Here is a 19,478-nt window from a genome sequence, read left to right as displayed (position 1 = left end):
CAAAGCACGAACGGCTGGGCCCTGCTCGCGGTGCACGACAGCCACCACATGTGATGCGCTGCTTACAGCGGCCAGGCGGTCAGCAGATCGTCGGGGCCGTAGGTGGCATCGAGCCCCGGACAGTCGACCCCGCTGCGCGAGACCGCCACGACCGGGACGGGTTCGGTGGTGAGCGCAGCCCGGTGGCGGTGGAGGGCTGCCAGATCGTGCCGGTCGAAAGGTGATTTCTCCAGCCACTTGATGGAACCGACGAACAGCAGTTCCTTGGCGATCGGGGCGCGGTCGGCCCCGACGATGTCGATCTCGACGTGGTTCGTACGGGTCCAGTAGCCGCCCACCGCGGGGGCCGCGGGTAGCTGGTCGTCGGGCAGTATCCGGGCGAGTGCCTCGCGAATGAGCGGCTCGACAGCCCGACCGCGCCAGCTGGTCCAGTTCTCCCGGATTCGTGACAGCGTCAGGTCACCCCGTCCCCGCTCGATCTCCTGCATGGAAGGGCCGAGAAGGTGCAGCCAGAACCGCAGGTAGGGATCCGTCACCCGGTAGCGGCGGTCCTTTGACGGTCGCAGGGACACGGGCAGCTCCGCGGCGACGATCCGCTTGTCCGTGAGCAGCTCCAGCGCCCGCTGCAGCGGTGTGGCACCGATCCCACCGGCCGCGCGGGCGATGTTGGTGAAGGTCCGCTCACCGCTGCCGATCGCCGCCAGCACCGCACGGACCTGGGCCCGTGGCGGGAATTCCGCGGCCAGCGAGCGCTCAGCGGACACCAGCAGTGCCGAGACGGGATCGTTCAGCGCCTCGCCGAGGAAGTCCCACACTCCCGCGCCGTGCGGCCACTCCGCGCAGATCAACGGCAGCCCACCCGTGACCAGCGCGGCATCGAAGGCTTCGGCCGAATCCAGTCCCAGCATCCGCCCGACCTCGGCAGGGTTCAGCGGGCCGAGCACCATCTCCCGGCCACGTTGATGGAAAGGGCGTCCGTAGCTGTTCAGAGCCTCCATCATCGACAGATCCGAGCCAATGAGGACCAGCAGCACCGGCTTGTGCTCCAGCACCCGGTCCCAGGCCCGCTGCAGCATCCCCTCGAAGGCCCCACCAGCGTCCATCAGGTACGGCACCTCATCAATGACCAGCACGCTCGCCCGGTCGGCGGGCAGCGCCGCGGCCAGCACATCGAACGCGGCATCCCAGCTCTCCGGCCGTGCCGCGGCCACGAGCTGCGCCAGCGGCAGCGTCGATGCCTGAGCGTCCCGGACCAGCCGCGCCAGATCATCCGCAGGAGACGCGCCGGTGGCCGCGTAGAACAGGAACGGTGCCCCGGAGCGCTCCACGAACCGCTCGACCAACCGCGACTTGCCCACCCGGCGCCGCCCGCGCAGCATCACGCACCGCCCAGGTCGCTCCCCGCCAACCCCTGCCGCCACCTTCTGCAGCTCTCGTTCCAAGGTCGCCAGTTCCTGCCGACGACCCACGAAGTCCACCATGTCGCCGACCTCCATGCCTGACACTAACCGCAACGTTACTAACCTAGATGTTAGTAGGTTGCCTCGCTAGTTGCCACTCGTGATCACGCGCCATCGCATCCCGAGCGCGGCCGACCCCAGTCACAGCAAGGAGAGACGGAGAACAGAAGAGGCAACGGGCAACCCCGCCGAACCGCGATTCTCGGGGCGCACCTCGTGCCAGACTCGCTCTCGGCTGCGAAGCGAGACGGCTTGGTCACGAAGGGCGTTCGCCGCCGGTCTTCGCGTCGGCCCGTGAACGCCGAACGAAAGTTCCCTGTGAGGGCTCACGGCTCTCACGGTCACTGTTCAAGGGAAGGTTAATGGTGAGTACGACTTTATGTTTCGGCCCAGAGCTGCGCCGTTTACGACAGGAAGTGGGGCTTACTCTGACCGAGTTCTCCATGGCGCTCAACTACGACAAGGGGCACCTCAGCAAGGTCGAGCGCGGGGAGCGTTCCGCGTCTCCCGAACTTGCCCGTCGGTGCGACGCCTTCCTCGGCGCGAACGGCGAGTTGGAGCGCCTGGTGGTCCGCCCCGAGACCGACTCGGACACCGCCGAAGCCCTCGCCACCCCGAGCAACTGGCGCGTCGGGCGCCGGGCAGTCCTCTCGGCGGGCACGGGTGCGCTGATCGACCTCGGCCTGAAGCTCGGCGGTCAGACGTCCTCTGCTGCCGACCCCCTTCTTCCCTCCTTCCGCGCGCAGTTCCACCAGCTACGCAAGCTCGGCCAGTCCACCGCGCCGAAGGTCCTGCTTCCTCTGCTGGAGACGCAGACGCGCACGGTCGCCGGGCTGGCCACCGGCACCCCGTCCGCCACCCAGGCCCCCGCGCTCCTGCTCGCGTCACGGGTCGCGGAGTTCACCGGCTGGATGGCCCAGGAGGCCGGAGACAGCGACGCGGCGCTCGGCTGGACCGGTGAGGCCGCCGAACTGGCGCGCGTCGGCGGCGATCCGTACCTCAGTTCCTATGCGCTCGTGCGTCGCGCCCTGATCACGCTCTACGGCGGGGACGCCGCGTGGACCGTCGCCCTGGCCCGCCGGGCCCAGTGCGACGGACTCCCGCCGCGCATCCGGGGACTCGCGGCCCAGCGGGAGGCTCAGGGACACGCGCTCGTCGGCGACGAACGCGACTGCCTCCGCAGCCTCGACAGGGCGCGGGAGCTACTCGACAGCGACGATGCCCGCAACGGCGCCGAGCCCGTGATCGGCACCACCAACGTGAGCGATCCGGCAGCGATGACGACCGGCTGGTGCCTGCACGACCTCGGTCGCCCCAAGGCCGCCGCCGAGGTCCTTGACCGGGAGTGCCGCCGCCTCCCCCCGCACGCGCTGCGAACCCGCGCCCGGTACGGCTTCCGCAGGTCCTTGGCCCACGCCGCCTCCGGAGAGGTCGAGCACGCGTGCACGATCGCCGGGGAGCTCCTGGGGGTGATGCCGGCCGTGCCCTCGGCGACAGTGAACAGCGACGTCCGGCGTCTCGCTCGGGAACTCTCCCGGTTCCGGAGCAACCGGGCCGTACGCGACCTGCAACCGGCACTGGCACAGGTACTCGCCCCCGTGCACGACTGACACCGGCTTGAGCCGCCCGGCTCGCCGAACCACCCGGTCCTCCGCCCCTCTGAAGTCCCACGATCCCCAACGGGGCCCTCTGAGCCCGCCCGACGCGTCGCATCGCGCCCCCGGCTTCTTCGGGCCGCCCGCGACCAGTGACGCACGGGGCGGCGCACCTCCATCCGTACACCCTCCCGTGGACGCGCCATGTCGTCACACGGTCGGGACCTCACGGCCCGAGTGAACCGGAGCCTCGGAGTCCCGGTACGTAGCCCCCGCGCTCGCACCCTTTCCCCCGTCTTCCTCTCAGAAGGGAATCTTCATGCCCGACGTCTTCGTCAACTACCGCACAGGCGACGAGGAATCCGCAGCGACGATGATCGCTCGGGAGCTCGCCCGGCGATTCGGCAGCGAGCGGATCTTCTTCGCCAGCAACTCGATCGAGCTCGGACACCGTTTCCCGGCAAAACTGCTCAGGGCGGTGGAGGAGTGCCAGGCGCTCCTCGCCGTGATCGGCCCGCGCTGGACGGAGGTGCGGGGGGCCGACGGCCGCCCCGCCCTTGAAGCCGATCAGGACTGGACTCGTCGTGAGCTCCAGACCGCGCTCGACCGCGGGATCCTGGTGATCCCCGTCCTCGTCGGAAAAGCTACGCGGATCGACCGGGCCGTCCTTCCGGACGATCTGCGGGAGCTGGCGGACTGCCAGTACAGGCGGTTCGATCACCGCAACGCCGAATCGGATCTGACGGCACTCGGCGATGCCCTCGCCCGACTCCTGCCGGAGCTGGCTGCGGCGGACGGCGACGCCGGTGCGGCGCGGGAGCGTGCGGAGACGAAGTCCCGCAAGAAGTCAGCCAAGGAAGCCGGACACCCCAGGATGCGGACGCGCGATGTCGAGCAGCGCGTGCGTGGCGGTATCGGAAACCTCAACGGAGACCTGTCCGGCACCTTCGTCAACGAGCCGCAAGGACCCGTGAACACGGGCCCGGGCCACCAGTACAACGCTCCCCACTTCCAGGGCGACAACACCGGGGTCCAGTTCACCGCGGGCGACAATAGCGGTACGGTCCACCAGCGCTTCGAGCACGAGCGCCGGCGCTCGGACGACGGACGATGACCGAACAAGGCCGCGTCACCGTCAACGATCCGCGTGGCGCGGTGAACAACGGCTCGGGCCCTCAGACCATCTACTACGGTGTCGGCCCGGACTGGATGATCCGCAAAGGGGTCGAGTCGCTTCGGATCGTCCGCGAGGACCGGCTGCGCCTGGCTGACCGGTTCGTTCCGCCGCTGGGCTACCGCATAGCCGCCGACCTCCTGGAGAAGCCCGGATCGGTGGTGCTCCTGGAGGCTCCTCCGGGCAGCGGACGCCGCGCCGCGGCGATCAGGCTGCTGCACGGGCTCGGGGAGGACGGGAGCGCCAACGAGGAGAGGGCCCGGTTCGAGGAGCTTTCCTCCACGGACAGGGACGAGGTCGCTCTCGCCCCCGGCGAGGGGGACCGTTTCCTCCTCGACCTCTCCGGGATCACCGACGAGGAGTCGTACGCCAAGGCCCAGCACCACCTGGCCGTGCACCGGTCACAGGTCCAGGAGGCGGGGGCCCACATGGTCGTCGTGCTGCCGTCGGGCATGGAGCACGCCCACGCGCCGGACCTCGAACCGCACACGGTGACGTTGGGGCGCCCCCGAGGCATCGCGGTGGTCACCCGGTACCTCCGCATGGACCGGCTGGCCTTCCGGCCCGCGGACTTGGGAAGCGCCGACCTCCAGCCCTTGTTCGAACGCTCCCCCATGCGGGACCTGGTCCGCCTCGCGGGTCTCATCCGGAGCGCTCGTGACAGCGGCCGGTTCGGCACCGAGTTCACGGGATGGCTCAACCAGGCGACGCACGCGGTGACCGACCGTGCCGGTGACGTGGGCCGACAGGTGGCCACCGTGCGCACCGCACCCGAGCGAGCCCTGCTGCTCGCGACGGCGGTGTTCGAGGAGGCCCGCGCCGACACCGTCTACGAGGCATGGCACAGCCTGATGAGGACGGTGAGGCACGAGGAAGAGGCGACGACCGAGCTCGCGCGGACGGACTTCAGGGAGCGCTTGGTGGCGCTCGGGATCGAGCGGGACCCGGACGGACGGCTCCACTTCGAGCGCCTGGCCTACGCCGACGCGGTACGGGCCTACTTCTGGGCGAACTTCCCCGGCCTGCGCGGCCACCTCAGGGACTGGATCGGCGATGCGGCCGGCCTCCGCGGTCTCACCACCGACGACCGGGTGAACGTCGTCATCCGCTTCGGCGAGCGGTCCCTGGCCGTCGGTCGGCCCGACCACCTCTTCGGGCTTGTGGAGCTCTGGGCGCGCGAGGCAGGCGGGGCGTCGTGCGATCCGCGGGCCGTCGCAGCCCTCGAACTCGGCCTGAGTCACGAGAGGTTCGGGGGATGGTTCCGCAAGCGGATGTACGAGTGCGCGACGTCCGGCACCTCGTCGGACGGTCTCGCCCGCGCCCTGACCGCCGCCTGCGTCCAGAGCCTCGGCGCGACGCACCCGGATCAGGCGCTGGTGCGGCTCCATCATCTCGCCGTACGGAAGGGGGAGGCGGCGCGCTCGGCCCGGAACGCGCTTCTCGACCTCGCCGGCCGTGACCGTCGGCTCTACCGGCTGCTGATTGACCGCCTGCGGGGCCGGACGCGGCGGGGTCCGAGCGGGGCGGAGCCCCATCTTTCGCTGCTCACGGAGCTGTTGAGGAGCGCCCGGGCGCCGGAGCCGCCGCCTTGGCCGGACCTGTTCCTGGGCTGGGAGGCGGTCTTCTCCCAGCGGCCGACGGAGCTCTGGAACCCGCTGGTGAGGAGTTGGCTGGACGCCGCGGCAAGCGACAGTACGCGGGAGATGGCACTGGGCGTGATGGTCGGGGCGGCACGCGGCCGCCCCGCCGCTCTGCACCGCCTGTACGCCATCGCCTGCGACTGGGCGGGTCCCACGCGCCGCCCGTCCCAGGCGGCTGTCGCCGCCCTCTTCTGGCAGCACATCGATCATGCGCAGTACGCCCGCACGGAGAGTACGGAGCGTGCGGACGCCGGACCACGGACCATGGAAGAGGCACGATGAAACACCGCTTTCCCAGCCTGCTGTTCGTCGCTCTCTGCGGCCTCGCACCGGCTGTGATCGGAAACCTCATGCACTGGTCGGCGGTGCTGTGGGGCTTCCTGTCCATGGTCACGGCCTCGGGCTCCCTGCTGCTCGTGATGACGGTCCTCAGCGGTGTCCGCGCGTCGGTCGGTCCGTACGAGCCCAGCGAACCCGAGCCACCCGCGGCGCCGACGGAGCAGCCGTACCAGGAGACGCGGGTGGTGGACGCGCCGCTGCCGAGCGCGGCGGACGGCTACGACTTCCTCTTCTCCGCCACCGTGTGGTGGAGGCCGACCCCCGGCCATACTGACCGGCACGACGGGGCCTTCCCGGCCCTCGCCGTCTCCTCGATCGTCAGCCGGGCCCTAGAGGTCGTCTGTCACGAGGAGCCCGGCCGGGCGAGCTTCGCACGGTATCTCCTGGAAGGGGAGCTCGGCGTCCCTCTCCAGGACAGGAGTGGACGGGTGGAGGCCCAAGCGGCCGATGTGACGCTGCGCCTCGCCCCCGCCGACCGCGAGCGCCTGCGGAAGTTGAACGAACTTCGCAAGGACGAGGAGATCTGGGGGTACGAGCGTCAGCACGAACGCAACAAGCGGCGCTACCTCGGTGACGACGTGCTGAAGAGCGCAGGAAGCGCGGTGGTGTGGTGGCTGGCCCGTCACGAGGATGAGATCGAGAAGGCGGTCGACATGATCGGTCCGCTCGCCCAGATCGCGGCGGCGGCCAACGACGAGGAGGTCCCCGAACTCTTCCGCCACCTGCTCGTCCCGCCCGTGAGCGCGCGGAGCGAAGCGACCGTCGGGGGACCGTTGTCGGACGGACCCGGCCCGGGAGGAGGGACGTTCGACCGCGAGGAACCAGGGGCCTCGGACCGGCTGCTCCTGTTGCTCGCGGCGGTGGGCCTGAAGCCGGACATGGACGAGTACACGGTGTTCGTGCACCGGGTGGTGCGGAGCCTGGAAGCGGCCGGGCTGGACGAGGCCGCCGAGGAGATCAGGCGGACCCTTCTCTCGGCGCCCAACGAAGGCGGGGGCGAGGGGCCGGAGGGTGGGCCTTCGGGTGAGGGGGACACCACGGACACCACGGGGCCCTGGTCGCCGCGCTTCCCAGCCTCTGAGGGCTCGTTGCCCACCGACACGGGCACGGCCACGTTCAGGCCGGAGGCTGCGGAGGGCAGCGCGGGCGAACGGAACCTAGGCGGGCGGGAGACGAGCGAGAACGACATGGCACCTCCGTACTCCTGGGACACCTCGCACAGCCCGCACCGGCCCGCCACGCCCCGCCCACCGGACGAGGACGGGAGCTGATCAGGTAGGTGGTCGCCTCTCCGAGGCTCCCCTCCTGGGCAAGACCACCACTCGCTGGAAGGCGCGAGCGCAGGCCATTCGGCCGCCCCCGCAGCCCTTCCTAGCAAGGGAACCCACCAGGGGGCTGACTTGAAAAGATCGGACCCTCCTGACCTGCTTGTTTGTCAGGTCAGTCACGTGGTGCCACGTCACGCCCTACACGTTGAAGCGGAATCTGTAGTGCAGGGCTCCCACCTGCGGAAACACACCTTGCGAAGATCGTATCCAGCACAGATCCAGCACGGTGGCGGTTTATCCAGCACGTTCGAGCGATCCAGAGCCATTGTGTACACATGAGACACTCGGTACCCTTGAGCGCATGACGCAGCCACAGCCTATAGAGTCCATCCGCGATGTCCGGGCACACCTCGCCGAGGTCGTGGAGCGAGCCGATCGGGACGACGTGCCCACCGTCATCACTCGCCGCGGCAAGCAGGTCGCCGCCGTAGTGTCCATCGAGGTGCTGCGCAAATACCAGGAGTGGGAAGAGCGCGAGATCAACCGGATCATCGACGAGCGCATGGCCAACCCGGCACCCGGCATCCCGATCGAGGACGTCATGAGGGAGACGCTGGCGCGCAGTGAGTGAGTACCGCACCGTCTTCCGACCCGAGGCTCAGGCCGAGCTGCGCAAGGTCCCGCGAGACATGGCCCTCCGCATTCTGGCCAAGCTGACTGAGCTGGAGAGCGACCCGCTGGGGTTCAACACGACGGCCCTCGTCTCCCAGCCCGACCGGCGCCGCCTACGGGTGGGCGACTACCGCGTGATCTACACGATCGACAACGGTGAGTTGGTGGTGTGGGTCGTGCACGTCGGGCATCGCTCCACCGTCTACGACACCTGAGCGTTCCTGACATCAGGTCAGGAACTCCAGCACCGATCCAGCACGGGATCAGCGAAGCGGCCGGTCCCTGACGAGCCCGGCCCCTTCTGACCTGCATGTTTGCCGCGTTGAGCGACGTGGTGTTATTTCATCCGCTCACACATTGAAGCGGAATTCCACCACGTCCCCGTCCTGCATCACATAGTCCTTGCCCTCCATGCGGGCCTTGCCCTTGGCGCGGGCCTCGGCTACTGAGCCTGCTTCGACGAGGTCGTGGAAGGAGATGACCTCCGCCTTGATGAAGCCCTTCTGGAAGTCGGTGTGGATGACTCCGGCGGCCTCGGGGGCGGTGGCGCCGCGCTTGATGGTCCAGGCCCGGGACTCCTTGGGGCCCGCCGTGAGGTAGGTCTGGAGGCCGAGGGTGTTGAAGCCGACGCGGGCGAGGGTGGCGAGGCCGGGTTCCTCGGCGCCGACGGATTCGAGGAGTTCCATGGCGTCCTCCTCGTCCAGCTCGGCCAGGTCCGCCTCCAGCTTGGCGTTCAGGAAGATCGCCTCGGCGGGGGCGACCAACGCGCGCTGTTCGGCCTTGAACGCGTCGTCCGTCAGTTCGTCCTCGTCGACGTTGAAGACGTAGAGGAAGGGCTTCGTCGTCAGCAGGTGCAGGTCGTGGAGGAGTTCCGCGCGCTCGCTGCCCTGCACGATGCCGTGGGCGAAGAGGGTCTCGCCCTGGTCGAGGATCTCCTTGGCCTCCTCCACCGCCTTGACCTTCGCGGCCAGGTCCTTCTTGATCCTCGACTCCTTCTGGAGGCGCGGGAGGACCTTCTCGATGGTCTGGAGGTCGGCCAGGATCAGCTCGGTGTTGATCGTCTCGATGTCGTCCTTCGGCGAGACCTTGCCGTCGACGTGGACGACGTTCTCGTCCTTGAAGGCGCGGATGACCTGGCAGATCGCGTCGGACTCGCGGATGTTCGCGAGGAACTTGTTGCCCAGGCCCTCGCCCTCGGAGGCGCCGCGGACGATGCCCGCGATGTCCACGAAGTCCACCGTCGCCGGAAGGATGCGCTCCGACTTGAAGATCGACGCAAGCTGCGCGAGGCGGGCGTCGGGGACGCCGACCACGCCGACGTTGGGCTCGATCGTGGCGAACGGGTAGTTGGCCGCGAGCACGTCGTTCTTGGTCAGGGCGTTGAACAGGGTCGACTTGCCGACATTCGGCAGACCGACGATTCCGATCGTGAGCGACACGTTCTCGACTTCCCGTGCGTGAGGAGGGGCCCAGAGGGTCAAGGGGCGGGCAGGGGCCAGGGCTGGCCGATCCCCCAGTCTACGGGGTGGCCGCACCGGACTCCGCGATCAGTCGAACGTCTGGCCAAGGTTGCGGCACCGGCGTGTCCGAGAGCCGATTCGGCATATTGAACGACCTAAGTTGGTCGGGTGGAGCAACACAGGACGCGACCTGCCCAGCACGGACCGCGACGCGGGACGGCTCCGCTGCCGCCACAGATGGGGCGGGGTGGGGTCCGGCCCGCACGGCCGGTGGGGAGATCCGCGGTGGCCAGGGCCGGGTCATCCGGCTCCGCGAGGGGCGAGCGGGTGCCCCGGTCCGCCCCGACCGCGGTCCGCGCCGCGCGTCGGCTGCCCGGCCCCCGGCTCACCGGGCTCGGCTGCGGGCTGTTCTGCGCGGCGGTGATGCTGCTGCTCGGGTCTCTGGTGCGGCTGCTCTTCGGGACCTCCCCCACCCTCTACGGCGTCCTCTTCCTGCCGGTGTGCCTGCTGGGCGCGCTGTGGGTGCGCGACGGGGACCTGACCAGCGCGCCCGTCGTCGTGCCCATCGCCTTCGCCGCCGGGCTGCTCTTCGTCGCCGACGGCGGTGACGGCGGCTTCGGCGGGCGGGTCGTCGGGCTCGCCACCGCCCTGGCCACCGAGGCGGGGTGGCTGTACGGCGGGACGCTCGTCGCCGGGGTGATCGTCACCGTGCGGAAGGTGCGGCTGATGGGGCGCGCGCGGCGCCGGGTTCCCGTCGACCGGCGCCCCCCGGGCTGAGTCCGTCTCCAGCGGGGTCGGGTCCGGCCTCAGGCCGCGCCCGACGCCGCCCGCATCGCCGCGCCCACGATCCCCGCGTTGTTCTGGAGCTGGGCCGGGACGATCTCCGCCTTGACGCCGTCGATGTAGTGGAGGAACTTCTCCGACTTGCGGCTCACCCCGCCGCCGATGATGAACAGCTCCGGTGAGAACAGCATCTCCACGTGGGCCAGATACCTCTGCACGCGGTGCGCCCAGTGCTCCCACGTCAGGTCGTGGTCGTCCTTCGCCTTGCTGGAGGCGCGCTTCTCCGCGTCGTGCCCGTGCAGTTCCAGGTGGCCCAGTTCCGTGTTGGGCACCAGGACGCCGTCCGTGAAGACGGCGCTGCCGATGCCCGTGCCGAAGGTCAGCAGGATGACCGTGCCCTTGCGGTCGCGCCCGGCGCCGAAGGCCATCTCCGCGACGCCCGCCGCGTCCGCGTCGTTGACCACCGTGACCGGCAGGCCGCCGAGCCGGTCGCCCAGGAGGGTGCGGGCGTCGGTGTCGATCCAGCTCTTGTCGACGTTGGCCGCGGTGCGGATCGTGGCGCCGCCGGTGACGACTCCGGGGAAGGTGATGCCGACCGGGCCCTTCCAGCCGAAGTGGTCGACGACCTGCCGTACGCCGTCGGCCACCGCGTCCGGCGTCGCCGGTTGCGGGGTCAGCACCTTGCACCGCTCAGCGGCCAGGTCGCCCCTGTCCAGGTCCACAGGGGCGCCCTTGATCCCTGACCCGCCGATGTCCACACCGAAGATCTGCATGGCCCTACGTTACGACGGAGGACTGACAGTCACGCCTGGGCGGTGCCGGTCCGCTCCGCGATCAGCGCCGCCGCCTCCTCGCGCAGGTCCCTGCGCAGTTCCTTCGGGAGGGAGAAGGTGATCGACTCCTCGGCCGCCTTCACGATCTCCACGTCCGCGTAGCCGCGCTGCCCGAGCCACTCGAGGACCTGCTCGACCAGGACCTCCGGCACGGACGCGCCCGACGTGACGCCGACCGTGGTCACGCCTTCCAGCCACGCCTCGTCGATCTCGTCCGCGAAGTCCACCAGGTACGCCTCGCGCGCGCCCGCGAGCTTGGCGACCTCGACCAGCCGCTTGGAGTTGGAGGAGTTCCGGGAGCCGACGACGATCACCAGCTCCGCCTCCGCGCCCATCTGCTTCACGGCGAGCTGGCGGTTCTGCGTGGCATAGCAGATGTCGTCGCTCGGCGGGGAGATGAGCTGCGGGAACTTCTCCTTCAGGGCGTCGACGGTCTCCATCGTCTCGTCCACGCTCAGCGTGGTCTGGGAGAGCCAGACGACCTTGGAGGGGTCGCGGACCTCGACCTTCGCCACGTCGTCGGGACCGTCGACGAGCTGGATGTGGTCGGGTGCCTCGCCGGAGGTGCCGATGACCTCCTCGTGGCCCTCGTGGCCGATCAGCAGGATGTCGTAGTCCTCACTCGCGAACCGGACGGCTTCCTTGTGGACCTTGGTGACCAGCGGGCAGGTGGCGTCGATGGTGGCGAGGCGGCCTTCGCGGGCCTCGTCGTGGACGGTCGGGGCGACGCCGTGCGCGGAGAACATCACGATGTTGCCCGGCGGGACCTCCTCCGTCCGCTCGACGAAGACGGCGCCCTTCCGCTCCAGGGTCTGCACGACGTACTTGTTGTGGACGATCTCGTGGCGGACGTAGACCGGGGCCCCGTACTGTTCGAGCGCCTTCTCGACGGCGATCACGGCGCGGTCCACACCGGCGCAGTAGCCACGGGGGGCGGCGAGCAGGACACGGCGGCCAGGCGAAGCAGTCATGGCACCCATCGTAAGGCCGCACCCCCTGGCTCCGGGTCGACCGCCCCGGGCTGTCGGTGACTGTCAGTGGCTGCGACTACGCTCGCGGGCATGGCTGCCAACACGTCCGCGCAATCCCCCCTGCCCGTCGGTGAGGTGTCGCGGCTCATCGGGGGGTGGATCGACCGGCTCGGCGCCGTGTGGGTCGAGGGGCAGATCACGCAGTTGTCGCGGCGGCCGGGCGCGGGGGTCGTGTTCCTGACGCTGCGCGACCCGTCGTACGACATCTCGGTGAGCGTCACCTGCTACCGGCAGGTGTTCGACGCCGTGGCCGACGTGGTGAGCGAGGGCGCGCGGGTCGTCGTCCACGCGAAACCGGAGTGGTACGCGCCGCGTGGGCAGCTCTCGCTGCGCGCCGCGGAGATACGGCCGGTGGGGGTCGGGGAGCTGCTCGCGCGGCTTGAGCGGCTGAAGAAGGCGCTGGCGGCGGAGGGGCTGTTCGCGCCGGAGCGCAAGAAGCCGCTGCCGTTCCTGCCGCAGTTGGTCGGGCTGGTCTGCGGCCGGGCCTCGGCGGCCGAGCGGGACGTGCTGGAGAACGCCCGGCACCGCTGGCCCGCCGTCCGCTTCGAGGTGCGCAACGTGGCGGTGCAGGGCGTGCACGCGGTGCCGCAGGTGGTGCAGGCGGTGAAGGAGCTGGACGACCTCGACGACGTGGACGTGATCATCGTCGCGCGCGGCGGCGGCAGCGTGGAGGACCTGCTGCCGTTCTCCGACGAGCAGTTGGTGCGGGCGGTGGCGGCCTGCCGTACGCCGGTGGTGTCCGCGATCGGGCACGAGCCGGACAACCCGCTGCTCGACCACGTCGCCGACCTGCGGGCCTCGACGCCGACCGACGCGGCGAAGAAGGTCGTACCGGACGTCGGCGAGGAGTACGAGCGGGTACGGCTGCTGCGCGACCGCGCGCGGCGGTGTGTGCGGGCGTACGTCGACCGGGAGGAGCGCGGGCTGGCCCACGCGCTCGCCCGGCCGTCCATAGAGGACCCGCACCGGATGGTCGACGAGCGTGCCGAGCAGGTCACGGCGCTGCTCGACCGGGCGCGGCGTTCCTTCGGGCACCAGCTCGACCGCGCCCACTCGGATCTCACGCACACGCACGCGCGCGTGGTGGCCCTCTCCCCCGCGGCCACCCTGAAGCGGGGCTACGCGGTGCTCCAGAAGGCGGACGGCCATGTCGTCCGCGCCCCCGACGAGGTCACCGGCGAGGAGCCGCTGCGGGCGCGGGTGGCCGAGGGCGAGTTCTCGGTACGAGTCGACACCAAGGTGAGCGAATGAGTGGCAGGGTGGGCGAATGATGAGCAAGGTGGGCGAATGAGCAGCAGGGTGGACGAGGCACTCGGGTACGAGCAGGCGCGTGACGAGCTGATCGAGGTCGTACGGCGCCTGGAGGCGGGCGGTACGACGCTGGAGGAGTCGCTGGCGCTCTGGGAGCGGGGCGAGGAGCTGGCCAAGGTCTGCCGACGCTGGCTGGACGGCGCGCGGGCGCGGCTGGACGCGGCACTGGCGGAGGAGGAGGCCGCCGCGGGCGACGACTCCGAAGGCGACGGCGTCGACGAGTAGGGCGGCCCGCAGGCGAGCAGGGCGGTCCGGCCGAGGGCGAGCCGGGCGGTCCGGAGGCGAGCCGGGCGGTCCGGCGGCGGCAAGCAGGGCGATCCAGCGACGGCCCGGCTGTGAAGCGGATCACCGTCTCCCACTTTTGGTTGAACGTTGAACTTCCACGGCGTAGTGTCGGTGTCACGTCAGCCACTCCCCCGGGCTGGCGACCGCAGACACGAGAAAGCCGAACCATGTCCCTCGTTCTTGACCCCGCCGCTCAGGACCTGCTGTTCCGTGAGGCCCGCACCGCGAACACCTTCACCGACGAGCCCGTCACCGACGAGCAGCTCAAGGCCGTCTACGACCTGGTCAAGTACGGCCCCACGTCGATGAACCAGTCCCCGCTGCGCGTCACGCTGGTCCGCTCGGCCGAGGCCCGTGAGCGCCTGGTGACCCTGATGGCCGACGGCAACAAGGAGAAGACCGCCAAGGCCCCGCTGGTCGCGATCCTCTCCGCGGACAACGAGTTCCACCACGAGCTGCCGACCCTCTTCCCGCACTTCGAGGGCGCCAGGGACATGTTCGAGGGCTTCGGCCGCGAGGCCCGCGAGGGCAGCGCCACCCTGAACGCCGCCCTCCAGGCCGCCTACTTCATCATCGGCCTGCGCTCCGCCGGGCTGGCCGCCGGTCCGATGACCGGTGCCGACATGGACGCCGTGCGCAAGGAGTTCCTGGACGACGACCACACCCCGCTGATGATCGTCAACATCGGCAAGCCGGGCGAGAACGCCTGGTTCCCGCGCTCCCCGCGACTGGCGTACGACGAGGTCGTCACCACCGTGTGAGACCCGCCCGCGCACACCGAGAGGCCCCCGGCATCCGCCGGGGGCCTCTCCCGTTCCCGTGGTCCCCGCGCTACGACATCTTCAGCGCACCGGCCATCTGCGCGAGCTGCTCGAACGAGCCCGTGCCCGCCACCACCGTCGTCGCGCCCTTGCCGTCGGCGGAGTCCTCCAGCACCAGGGCGTCGTACCGGCCGCCGGTGTACCGGGTCCAGGTGCGGCCGTCTATCCGCTCGGTGGTCTCGGTCGCGGTGGCGCCCTGGCTGGCCTCCTTGATGAACCGCTTCCGCTGCTCGGTCGACTGCCCGATGGCCACGTACTCCCCGTCGGGGGCGTGGTAGCCGAGGTGCCAGGTGGCGTACGGCTCGCCCTTGAAGCGGACGGAGGTGGGCTTCCAGCTCTCCGGCAGCCCCTCGGGGGCGGCCACCGGGTAGTCGGCGGCGCGGCGTGCCGTGAGCAGTTCGATGCGGTAGTCCACCCGGGGGAGGTCGGGCTCCTTGTCGTCGTGCGGGGTGAAGAGGTAGATCACCCCGGCCGCCAGCAGGCACACCAGGAGGGAGAGCACCATGCCGCGGATCGTCTTCTGCTTGCCATTCGTCCCTGCCACGCCCCCTATCGTCGCAGGTGGCCCACTCCGCTCATCCGTGGGGTGCCCTGCTCATTTTGTCGACCTACGGCTAGAGTCATCGCCAACACCCTCATCCGGCCGTCGTCGTATCAGAAAGGTGCGCTCCGATGACCGAGCATCATCTGCCGTCCGAACTCGATGTCCCCTCCGAGGCCCCCGACCGCAACCTCGCCCTGGAACTCGTCCGGGTCACCGAGGCCGCGGCGATGGCCGCCGGCCGCTGGGTCGGCCGCGGCGACAAGAACGGCGCCGACGGCGCGGCGGTACGCGCCATGCGCACCCTCGTCTCGACCGTCTCCATGAACGGTGTCGTCGTCATCGGGGAGGGCGAGAAGGACGAGGCCCCGATGCTCTTCAACGGGGAGCGGGTCGGTGACGGCACCGGCCCCGAGTGCGACATCGCCGTCGACCCGATCGACGGGACCACCCTGACCGCCAAGGGGATGCCGAACGCGATCGCCGTGCTGGCGGCGGCCGAGCGGGGCTCGATGTTCGACCCGTCGGCCGTCTTCTACATGGACAAGCTGGTCACCGGCCCCGACGCCGCCGACTTCGTCGACATCAACGCGCCCGTGTCGGTCAACATCCGCCGGGTCGCCAAGGCCAAGCGGGCCACGCCCGAGGACGTCACCGTCGTCATCCTGGACCGGCCGCGGCACCAGGGCATCATCGAGGAGATCCGGGAGACCGGCGCCCGCATCAAGCTGATCTCCGACGGTGACGTGGCGGGCTCCATCCTCGCGCTGCGCGAGGGCACCGGCATCGACCTGCTGCTCGGTATCGGTGGTACGCCGGAGGGCATCATCTCCGCCTGCGCCGTGAAGTGCCTCGGCGGCACCATCCAGGGCAAGCTGTGGCCCAAGGACGACGAGGAGCGGCAGCGGGCGATCGACGCGGGGCACGATCTCGACCGGGTGCTGACCACCGAGGACCTGGTGACCGGGGAGAACGTGTTCTTCGTCGCCACCGGGATCACGGACGGGGAGCTGCTGCGCGGGGTGCGGTACCGGTCGGAGACCGCCACGACCGACTCGATCGTGATGCGGTCGAAGTCGGGGACGGTGCGGAGGATCGACTCCGAGCACCGGTTGAGCAAGTTGCGGGCGTACAGCGCGATTGACTTCGACCGGGCGAAGTGAGGGCGCGGTAGGGGGTGGGGGCTGTCCGACGCTGGCGGGGGCGGGTACGTCGTGGTTGGTCGCGCAGTTCCCCGCGCCCCTTCAGGTGGGGACAGACCCCCTGCGTTCCCTGAGAGTCCTCAGCCCGCTGCCGCTATGCGGTTGGTGGCGCGGGCCGCCTTCTTCAGTTCCAGGTCGCGACGGCGGCGGCGGGCGAGGACCACGCGGCGTTCGGCGGCGGTGAGGCCGCCCCAGACGCCGTACGGCTCGGGCTGGAGCAGGGCGTGCTCGCGGCACTCGACCATGACCGGGCAGCGGGCGCAGACGCGCTTGGCCGCCTCCTCCCGGGAGAGCCGGGCGGCGGTGGGTTCCTTGGAGGGGGCGAAGAACAGGCCAGCCTCGTCGCGGCGGCACACCGCCTCGGTGTGCCAGGGTGCGTCTTGGTCCCTGTCCCGCACTGGCACCCGCTGGGCCGGAGCGGCAGCTACCTGCGGGGACGAATGCGGCGGTTGCAGCACGGTCTACTCCTGACGACGGCTTCGCGAGCGAGAGACGATGCAGCAAGGTCTACCCGCTGTGCGCGCGCCTATGCAGGGAGTCCCCAACCACCCGGTCCACAGGGGCAGTTGAACGCCCCTGTGGACCTACGCGCCCCGGGTGCCTCCCCAGCCCCGGGGCTGGACTCACGCCAGCGCGCACTCCTTGCCGTTGAGCGCGAAGCCGGTCGGCGTGCCCGCCGGGGTGCCCGTGCCCTGGAAGCCGAAGCCGACCGTGCCGCCCGCCGGGATCGCGCCGTTGTGGGCGACGTTGGTGGCCGTCACGGTGGCGCCGCTCTGGGACGTGGTCGCGTTCCAGGCGCTGGAGACCTTCTCGGAGCCCTTGAAGGTGAAGCCCAGCTTCCAGCCGTCGATCGCGGTGCCGCCGGTGTTCCTCACCGCGACGTCGGCGGTGAACCCGCCCGACCAGGACGCCGTGACCTTGTAGGTCACGGCACACGAGCCCGCCGGACTCGGCGTGGGGGTGGGAGTCGGAGTCGGCGTGGGGGTCGGAGTCGGCGTCGGGGTGGGCGTGGGCGTCGTGCCGTCGGGGGTCGAGCCCCACTGCTTCTCCGTGCCCTCCATCAGGACGATGCGGGGCGCGTCCACCGGCGTCGTGCCCGGCGTCGTCGCCGACGTGGGGTACGACCAGTCGTTCGACGGGTCCCAGGCCCCGGACGAGCTGATCCGGAACTGCACCTCCTTGCGGTACGCCGACTGCCCCGCCGGGGCGATGGTCGTGTTCGAGCAGTCCACCGTCACGTAGTAGACGCCGTCCCCGTACTCCGCCGCCCGGGTGGGCCCGGAGACCGTCCCGCACTGGTTGTAGTTGGTGGAGTGGCTGATCTGGTCCGGGGTGACCCCCGGCTCCAGCGTGAAGTAGTACCGCAGCGAGGCGTGGGTCAGCGCCCGCGCGGGCCACGCCGACTTGTTGACCAGGTACGCCTTGATCTCCGTGAAGCCCGGCCCGGTGGCGTTCACCGACGCCTGGACGGAGATCTCCGGCCCGTCCGGCTGCTCGGCCCTCGGGAAGTCGGCGAGCGGGCTGCCGCCGTACTCCCCGTAGAGGCGGGCCAGCGCGCCGGTGAAGGCCGCGTTGTAGTCGGTGGCGACCTCGTTGTTCACGTAGTTCGACCGGTCGTCGGTGTAGCTGTCGTCCGGCGCGCTCGGTCCGCCGACCAGGGCGCCGTACAGCGTGTGCCGGGAGTCGGCCGGGCTGTTGAGCTGGTCCGTCCACGAGCCGTGGGCGGTCCGGTGGTGCGGCTTCGTCGGCGGGTTGGCGCCGAAGCCGACGACGTAGCTCGACTTCCGGGGGTTGTCGCCGAGCGCGTAGTTGATCTGCCGGACGGCGAAGTCGTGGTAGCGGCTCTTGCGCTCGCTGTCGCCGCTGAGCCAGTCCGCGTACTGGAGCGCCACGAAGGCCGTGTTGGCGGCGTACCGCAGGGACCCCCAACTGTCGAGCACGGCCTGTCCGCCCGGCGAGTACCGCACCCGCTGGCCGTTCACGCCGACCGTCCACCAGTCGAGCCAGCGGTTGGTGTCGTCGACGTACCTCTGCTTGCCGGTGAGCTGCGCCAGCAGCGCGTACGCCCCGTACGAGCTGTCGTCCCACGACAGCGTCCAGCGGTAGGACCGGGTGCTGGTCTGGGGCTCGGTGGAGAGGTTGTCGTAGTACGACTCCGCCTTCGCCAGGTAGGCCGCGTCGCCGGTCGCCTTGTACAGCCAGACCGCGCCCCAGACCAGCTCGTCCTGGTAGCCGCTCCAGGAGTTGTAGTACGACTTCGCGTCGGTGATGCAGTCGCTGTACTTGCCCCGGTACTGGTCCGCGAAGGCGTACAACTGCTTGGCGTGCGTGACCAGTTTGGCGGCGTACGCCGGGTCGCTGTCCGCGAACACCAGCGACGACGACGCCATGGCCGCGGCGGTCTGGCCCGCGAGGTCGGAGCCGGGGCAGGACGCGTCGATCTTGTACGCGGGCCGTGCCATCGGCATGACCTCGGCCGGTCCCCACCACTTGTGGTCGTCCGCGCCGTTGCCGACCTGCCCGTACAGGACGTTCGGGGCGGGGTGCGCGTTGATGAAGTAGTCGTTGACGAAGCGGAGGTTGTTCTTCAGGTGGGTGAGCTGCCCCGAGGAGGTGTACGCCGCCTTCTCCTCCACGCCGCCCCAGGCCAGCATGGTCGCGGAGAACGCCATCGGCAGGCCGAACTTGACGTGGTCCCCGGCGTCGTACCAGCCACCGGTCAGGTCGAGGCCGACGTCCTTGCCGTCGTTCAGGCCGGAGTCGCCGCGCCAGCCGACGCGGTTGAAGTCGGGGATCTCGCCCGACTGCTGGGCCTCGTAGAACGCGATGGACTTCTGGAGCGCCTCGCCGTAGTTGAAGGCCGGTGCCGCGGATGCGGTGGTCGACTGCGCCAGCGGGAGGAGCAGCCCGGCGGCGACGGTGCCCGCCACGGCGTACGCGGTGGTGCGGCGGGAGCGCCGCGGGGGCCTGTGGTCTCTTCGGGGTTTCAGGAGGGTGATCGCGCGCACGGAACGTCCCTTCCGACGGTCGGCTGGGGTGGGGGGATGGGTGCGGTGGTGCGGG

At 70.3% G+C, this 19,478-nt stretch carries 18 protein-coding genes; 11 read left to right on the top strand and 7 right to left on the bottom strand.

The genetic code is table 11. The features are described from left to right. Window positions 1-62: 62 nt before the first annotated feature. Entirely contained in the window at window positions 63-1,481 is a 1,419-nt protein-coding gene (locus tag ACFQZ6_RS23225) for an ATP-binding protein (protein ID WP_381618576.1), read from the bottom strand. Window positions 1,482-1,822: 341 nt separating this feature from the next. Between ACFQZ6_RS23225 and ACFQZ6_RS23220 the strand changes: the two genes are divergently transcribed. The 6 genes from ACFQZ6_RS23220 to ACFQZ6_RS23195 all read left to right on the top strand — a co-directional run bounded on the left by ACFQZ6_RS23220 (window position 1,823) and on the right by ACFQZ6_RS23195 (window position 8,363). Further along, window positions 1,823-3,070, top strand: a complete 1,248-nt coding sequence (locus tag ACFQZ6_RS23220; protein ID WP_381612084.1) for a helix-turn-helix domain-containing protein — start codon at window positions 1,823-1,825, stop codon at window positions 3,068-3,070. A gap of 304 nt (window positions 3,071-3,374) precedes the next feature. After that, window positions 3,375-4,169, top strand: a complete 795-nt coding sequence (locus ACFQZ6_RS23215) for a TIR domain-containing protein (protein ID WP_381612082.1) — start codon at window positions 3,375-3,377, stop codon at window positions 4,167-4,169. Then, entirely contained in the window at window positions 4,166-6,151 is a 1,986-nt protein-coding gene (locus tag ACFQZ6_RS23210; RefSeq protein ID WP_381612080.1) for a hypothetical protein, read from the top strand. The genes ACFQZ6_RS23215 and ACFQZ6_RS23210 overlap by 4 nt, the downstream gene beginning before the upstream one ends. Continuing rightward, window positions 6,148-7,479 (top strand): hypothetical protein, encoded by a 1,332-nt coding sequence (locus ACFQZ6_RS23205; RefSeq protein ID WP_381612078.1) that lies wholly within the window; start codon window positions 6,148-6,150, stop codon window positions 7,477-7,479. Before ACFQZ6_RS23210 ends, ACFQZ6_RS23205 begins: the two co-directional genes overlap by 4 nt. Before the next feature lie 358 nt (window positions 7,480-7,837). Beyond that, a complete protein-coding gene (locus tag ACFQZ6_RS23200) occupies window positions 7,838-8,107 on the top strand; it encodes a type II toxin-antitoxin system Phd/YefM family antitoxin (protein ID WP_381612076.1) in 270 nt (89 codons plus the stop codon). Then, window positions 8,100-8,363 (top strand): type II toxin-antitoxin system RelE family toxin, encoded by a 264-nt coding sequence (locus ACFQZ6_RS23195; RefSeq protein ID WP_032763468.1) that lies wholly within the window; start codon window positions 8,100-8,102, stop codon window positions 8,361-8,363. Before ACFQZ6_RS23200 ends, ACFQZ6_RS23195 begins: the two co-directional genes overlap by 8 nt. Window positions 8,364-8,498: 135 nt before the next feature. Here the strand turns inward: ACFQZ6_RS23195 and ychF are convergent, their stop codons facing one another. Next, window positions 8,499-9,587 (bottom strand): redox-regulated ATPase YchF, encoded by a 1,089-nt coding sequence (gene ychF, locus ACFQZ6_RS23190; RefSeq protein ID WP_381612074.1) that lies wholly within the window; start codon window positions 9,585-9,587, stop codon window positions 8,499-8,501. A 348-nt stretch (window positions 9,588-9,935) separates the two neighbouring features. Here ychF and ACFQZ6_RS23185 point away from each other — a divergent pair, with 348 nt between their 5' ends. Next, the gene (locus ACFQZ6_RS23185) at window positions 9,936-10,385 is read left to right on the top strand and encodes a DUF6542 domain-containing protein (protein ID WP_381612072.1); all 450 of its coding nucleotides are present in this window, start codon (window positions 9,936-9,938) and stop codon (window positions 10,383-10,385) included. Window positions 10,386-10,414: 29 nt separating this feature from the next. Here the strand turns inward: ACFQZ6_RS23185 and ppgK are convergent, their stop codons facing one another. Next, window positions 10,415-11,164: a polyphosphate--glucose phosphotransferase gene (ppgK, locus tag ACFQZ6_RS23180; RefSeq protein WP_381612070.1), complete on the bottom strand. Its 750-nt coding sequence runs from the start codon at window positions 11,162-11,164 to the stop codon at window positions 10,415-10,417. A 29-nt stretch (window positions 11,165-11,193) separates the two neighbouring features. After that, a complete protein-coding gene (locus ACFQZ6_RS23175) occupies window positions 11,194-12,204 on the bottom strand; it encodes a 4-hydroxy-3-methylbut-2-enyl diphosphate reductase (RefSeq protein ID WP_381612068.1) in 1,011 nt (336 codons plus the stop codon). Window positions 12,205-12,285: 81 nt separating this feature from the next. Here ACFQZ6_RS23175 and xseA point away from each other — a divergent pair, with 81 nt between their 5' ends. The 3 genes from xseA (at window position 12,286) to ACFQZ6_RS23160 (ending at window position 14,612) form a co-directional block, all read left to right on the top strand. After that, window positions 12,286-13,506, top strand: a complete 1,221-nt coding sequence (gene xseA / locus ACFQZ6_RS23170; protein ID WP_381612066.1) for an exodeoxyribonuclease VII large subunit — start codon at window positions 12,286-12,288, stop codon at window positions 13,504-13,506. 36 nt (window positions 13,507-13,542) lie between these two features. Next, window positions 13,543-13,791, top strand: coding sequence for an exodeoxyribonuclease VII small subunit (locus tag ACFQZ6_RS23165; RefSeq protein ID WP_381612064.1), 249 nt, complete (start codon window positions 13,543-13,545; stop codon window positions 13,789-13,791). A 227-nt stretch (window positions 13,792-14,018) separates the two neighbouring features. After that, on the top strand, window positions 14,019-14,612 hold the full coding sequence (locus ACFQZ6_RS23160) for a malonic semialdehyde reductase (protein WP_381612062.1): 594 nt from the start codon (window positions 14,019-14,021) through the stop codon (window positions 14,610-14,612). A gap of 70 nt (window positions 14,613-14,682) precedes the next feature. On the opposite strand, the gene ACFQZ6_RS23155 is transcribed toward ACFQZ6_RS23160, so the two are convergent. Continuing rightward, complete coding sequence (locus tag ACFQZ6_RS23155) at window positions 14,683-15,216, bottom strand: DUF4245 domain-containing protein (protein WP_381612060.1); 534 nt, start codon at window positions 15,214-15,216, stop codon at window positions 14,683-14,685. 128 nt (window positions 15,217-15,344) lie between these two features. Here ACFQZ6_RS23155 and glpX point away from each other — a divergent pair, with 128 nt between their 5' ends. Then, window positions 15,345-16,376, top strand: a complete 1,032-nt coding sequence (gene glpX / locus ACFQZ6_RS23150; RefSeq protein ID WP_381612058.1) for a class II fructose-bisphosphatase — start codon at window positions 15,345-15,347, stop codon at window positions 16,374-16,376. A 119-nt stretch (window positions 16,377-16,495) separates the two neighbouring features. Here the strand turns inward: glpX and ACFQZ6_RS23145 are convergent, their stop codons facing one another. Together ACFQZ6_RS23145 and ACFQZ6_RS23140 are read right to left on the bottom strand one after the other, a co-directional pair. Next, complete coding sequence (locus ACFQZ6_RS23145) at window positions 16,496-16,873, bottom strand: WhiB family transcriptional regulator (protein ID WP_381612056.1); 378 nt, start codon at window positions 16,871-16,873, stop codon at window positions 16,496-16,498. Between the two features lie 165 nt (window positions 16,874-17,038). Beyond that, complete coding sequence (locus ACFQZ6_RS23140) at window positions 17,039-19,423, bottom strand: glycoside hydrolase family 9 protein (RefSeq protein WP_381612055.1); 2,385 nt, start codon at window positions 19,421-19,423, stop codon at window positions 17,039-17,041. Window positions 19,424-19,478 lie beyond the last annotated feature (55 nt).

The sequence above is a fragment of the Streptomyces flavalbus genome (assembly GCF_042674625.1).
GTDB lineage: Bacteria > Actinomycetota > Actinomycetes > Streptomycetales > Streptomycetaceae > Streptomyces > Streptomyces flavalbus.
This window is presented reverse-complemented; position numbering and strand designations above follow the sequence as displayed.

Bases quoted from the DNA above. Each gene is read 5' to 3' on its own strand.
- ACFQZ6_RS23225 (WP_381618576.1), bottom strand. From the start codon at position 1,481: ATGGTGGACTTCGTGGGTCGTCGGCAGGAACTGGCGACCTTGGAACGA.
- ppgK (WP_381612070.1), bottom strand. From the start codon at position 11,164: ATGCAGATCTTCGGTGTGGACATCGGCGGGTCAGGGATCAAGGGCGCC.
- ACFQZ6_RS23160 (WP_381612062.1), top strand. From the start codon at position 14,019: ATGTCCCTCGTTCTTGACCCCGCCGCTCAGGACCTGCTGTTCCGTGAG.
- ACFQZ6_RS23220 (WP_381612084.1), top strand. From the start codon at position 1,823: ATGGTGAGTACGACTTTATGTTTCGGCCCAGAGCTGCGCCGTTTACGA.
- ACFQZ6_RS23175 (WP_381612068.1), bottom strand. From the start codon at position 12,204: ATGGGTGCCATGACTGCTTCGCCTGGCCGCCGTGTCCTGCTCGCCGCC.
- ACFQZ6_RS23215 (WP_381612082.1), top strand. From the start codon at position 3,375: ATGCCCGACGTCTTCGTCAACTACCGCACAGGCGACGAGGAATCCGCA.
- ACFQZ6_RS23210 (WP_381612080.1), top strand. From the start codon at position 4,166: ATGACCGAACAAGGCCGCGTCACCGTCAACGATCCGCGTGGCGCGGTG.
- xseA (WP_381612066.1), top strand. From the start codon at position 12,286: ATGGCTGCCAACACGTCCGCGCAATCCCCCCTGCCCGTCGGTGAGGTG.
- ACFQZ6_RS23205 (WP_381612078.1), top strand. From the start codon at position 6,148: ATGAAACACCGCTTTCCCAGCCTGCTGTTCGTCGCTCTCTGCGGCCTC.
- ACFQZ6_RS23200 (WP_381612076.1), top strand. From the start codon at position 7,838: ATGACGCAGCCACAGCCTATAGAGTCCATCCGCGATGTCCGGGCACAC.
- glpX (WP_381612058.1), top strand. From the start codon at position 15,345: ATGACCGAGCATCATCTGCCGTCCGAACTCGATGTCCCCTCCGAGGCC.
- ACFQZ6_RS23165 (WP_381612064.1), top strand. From the start codon at position 13,543: ATGAGCAGCAGGGTGGACGAGGCACTCGGGTACGAGCAGGCGCGTGAC.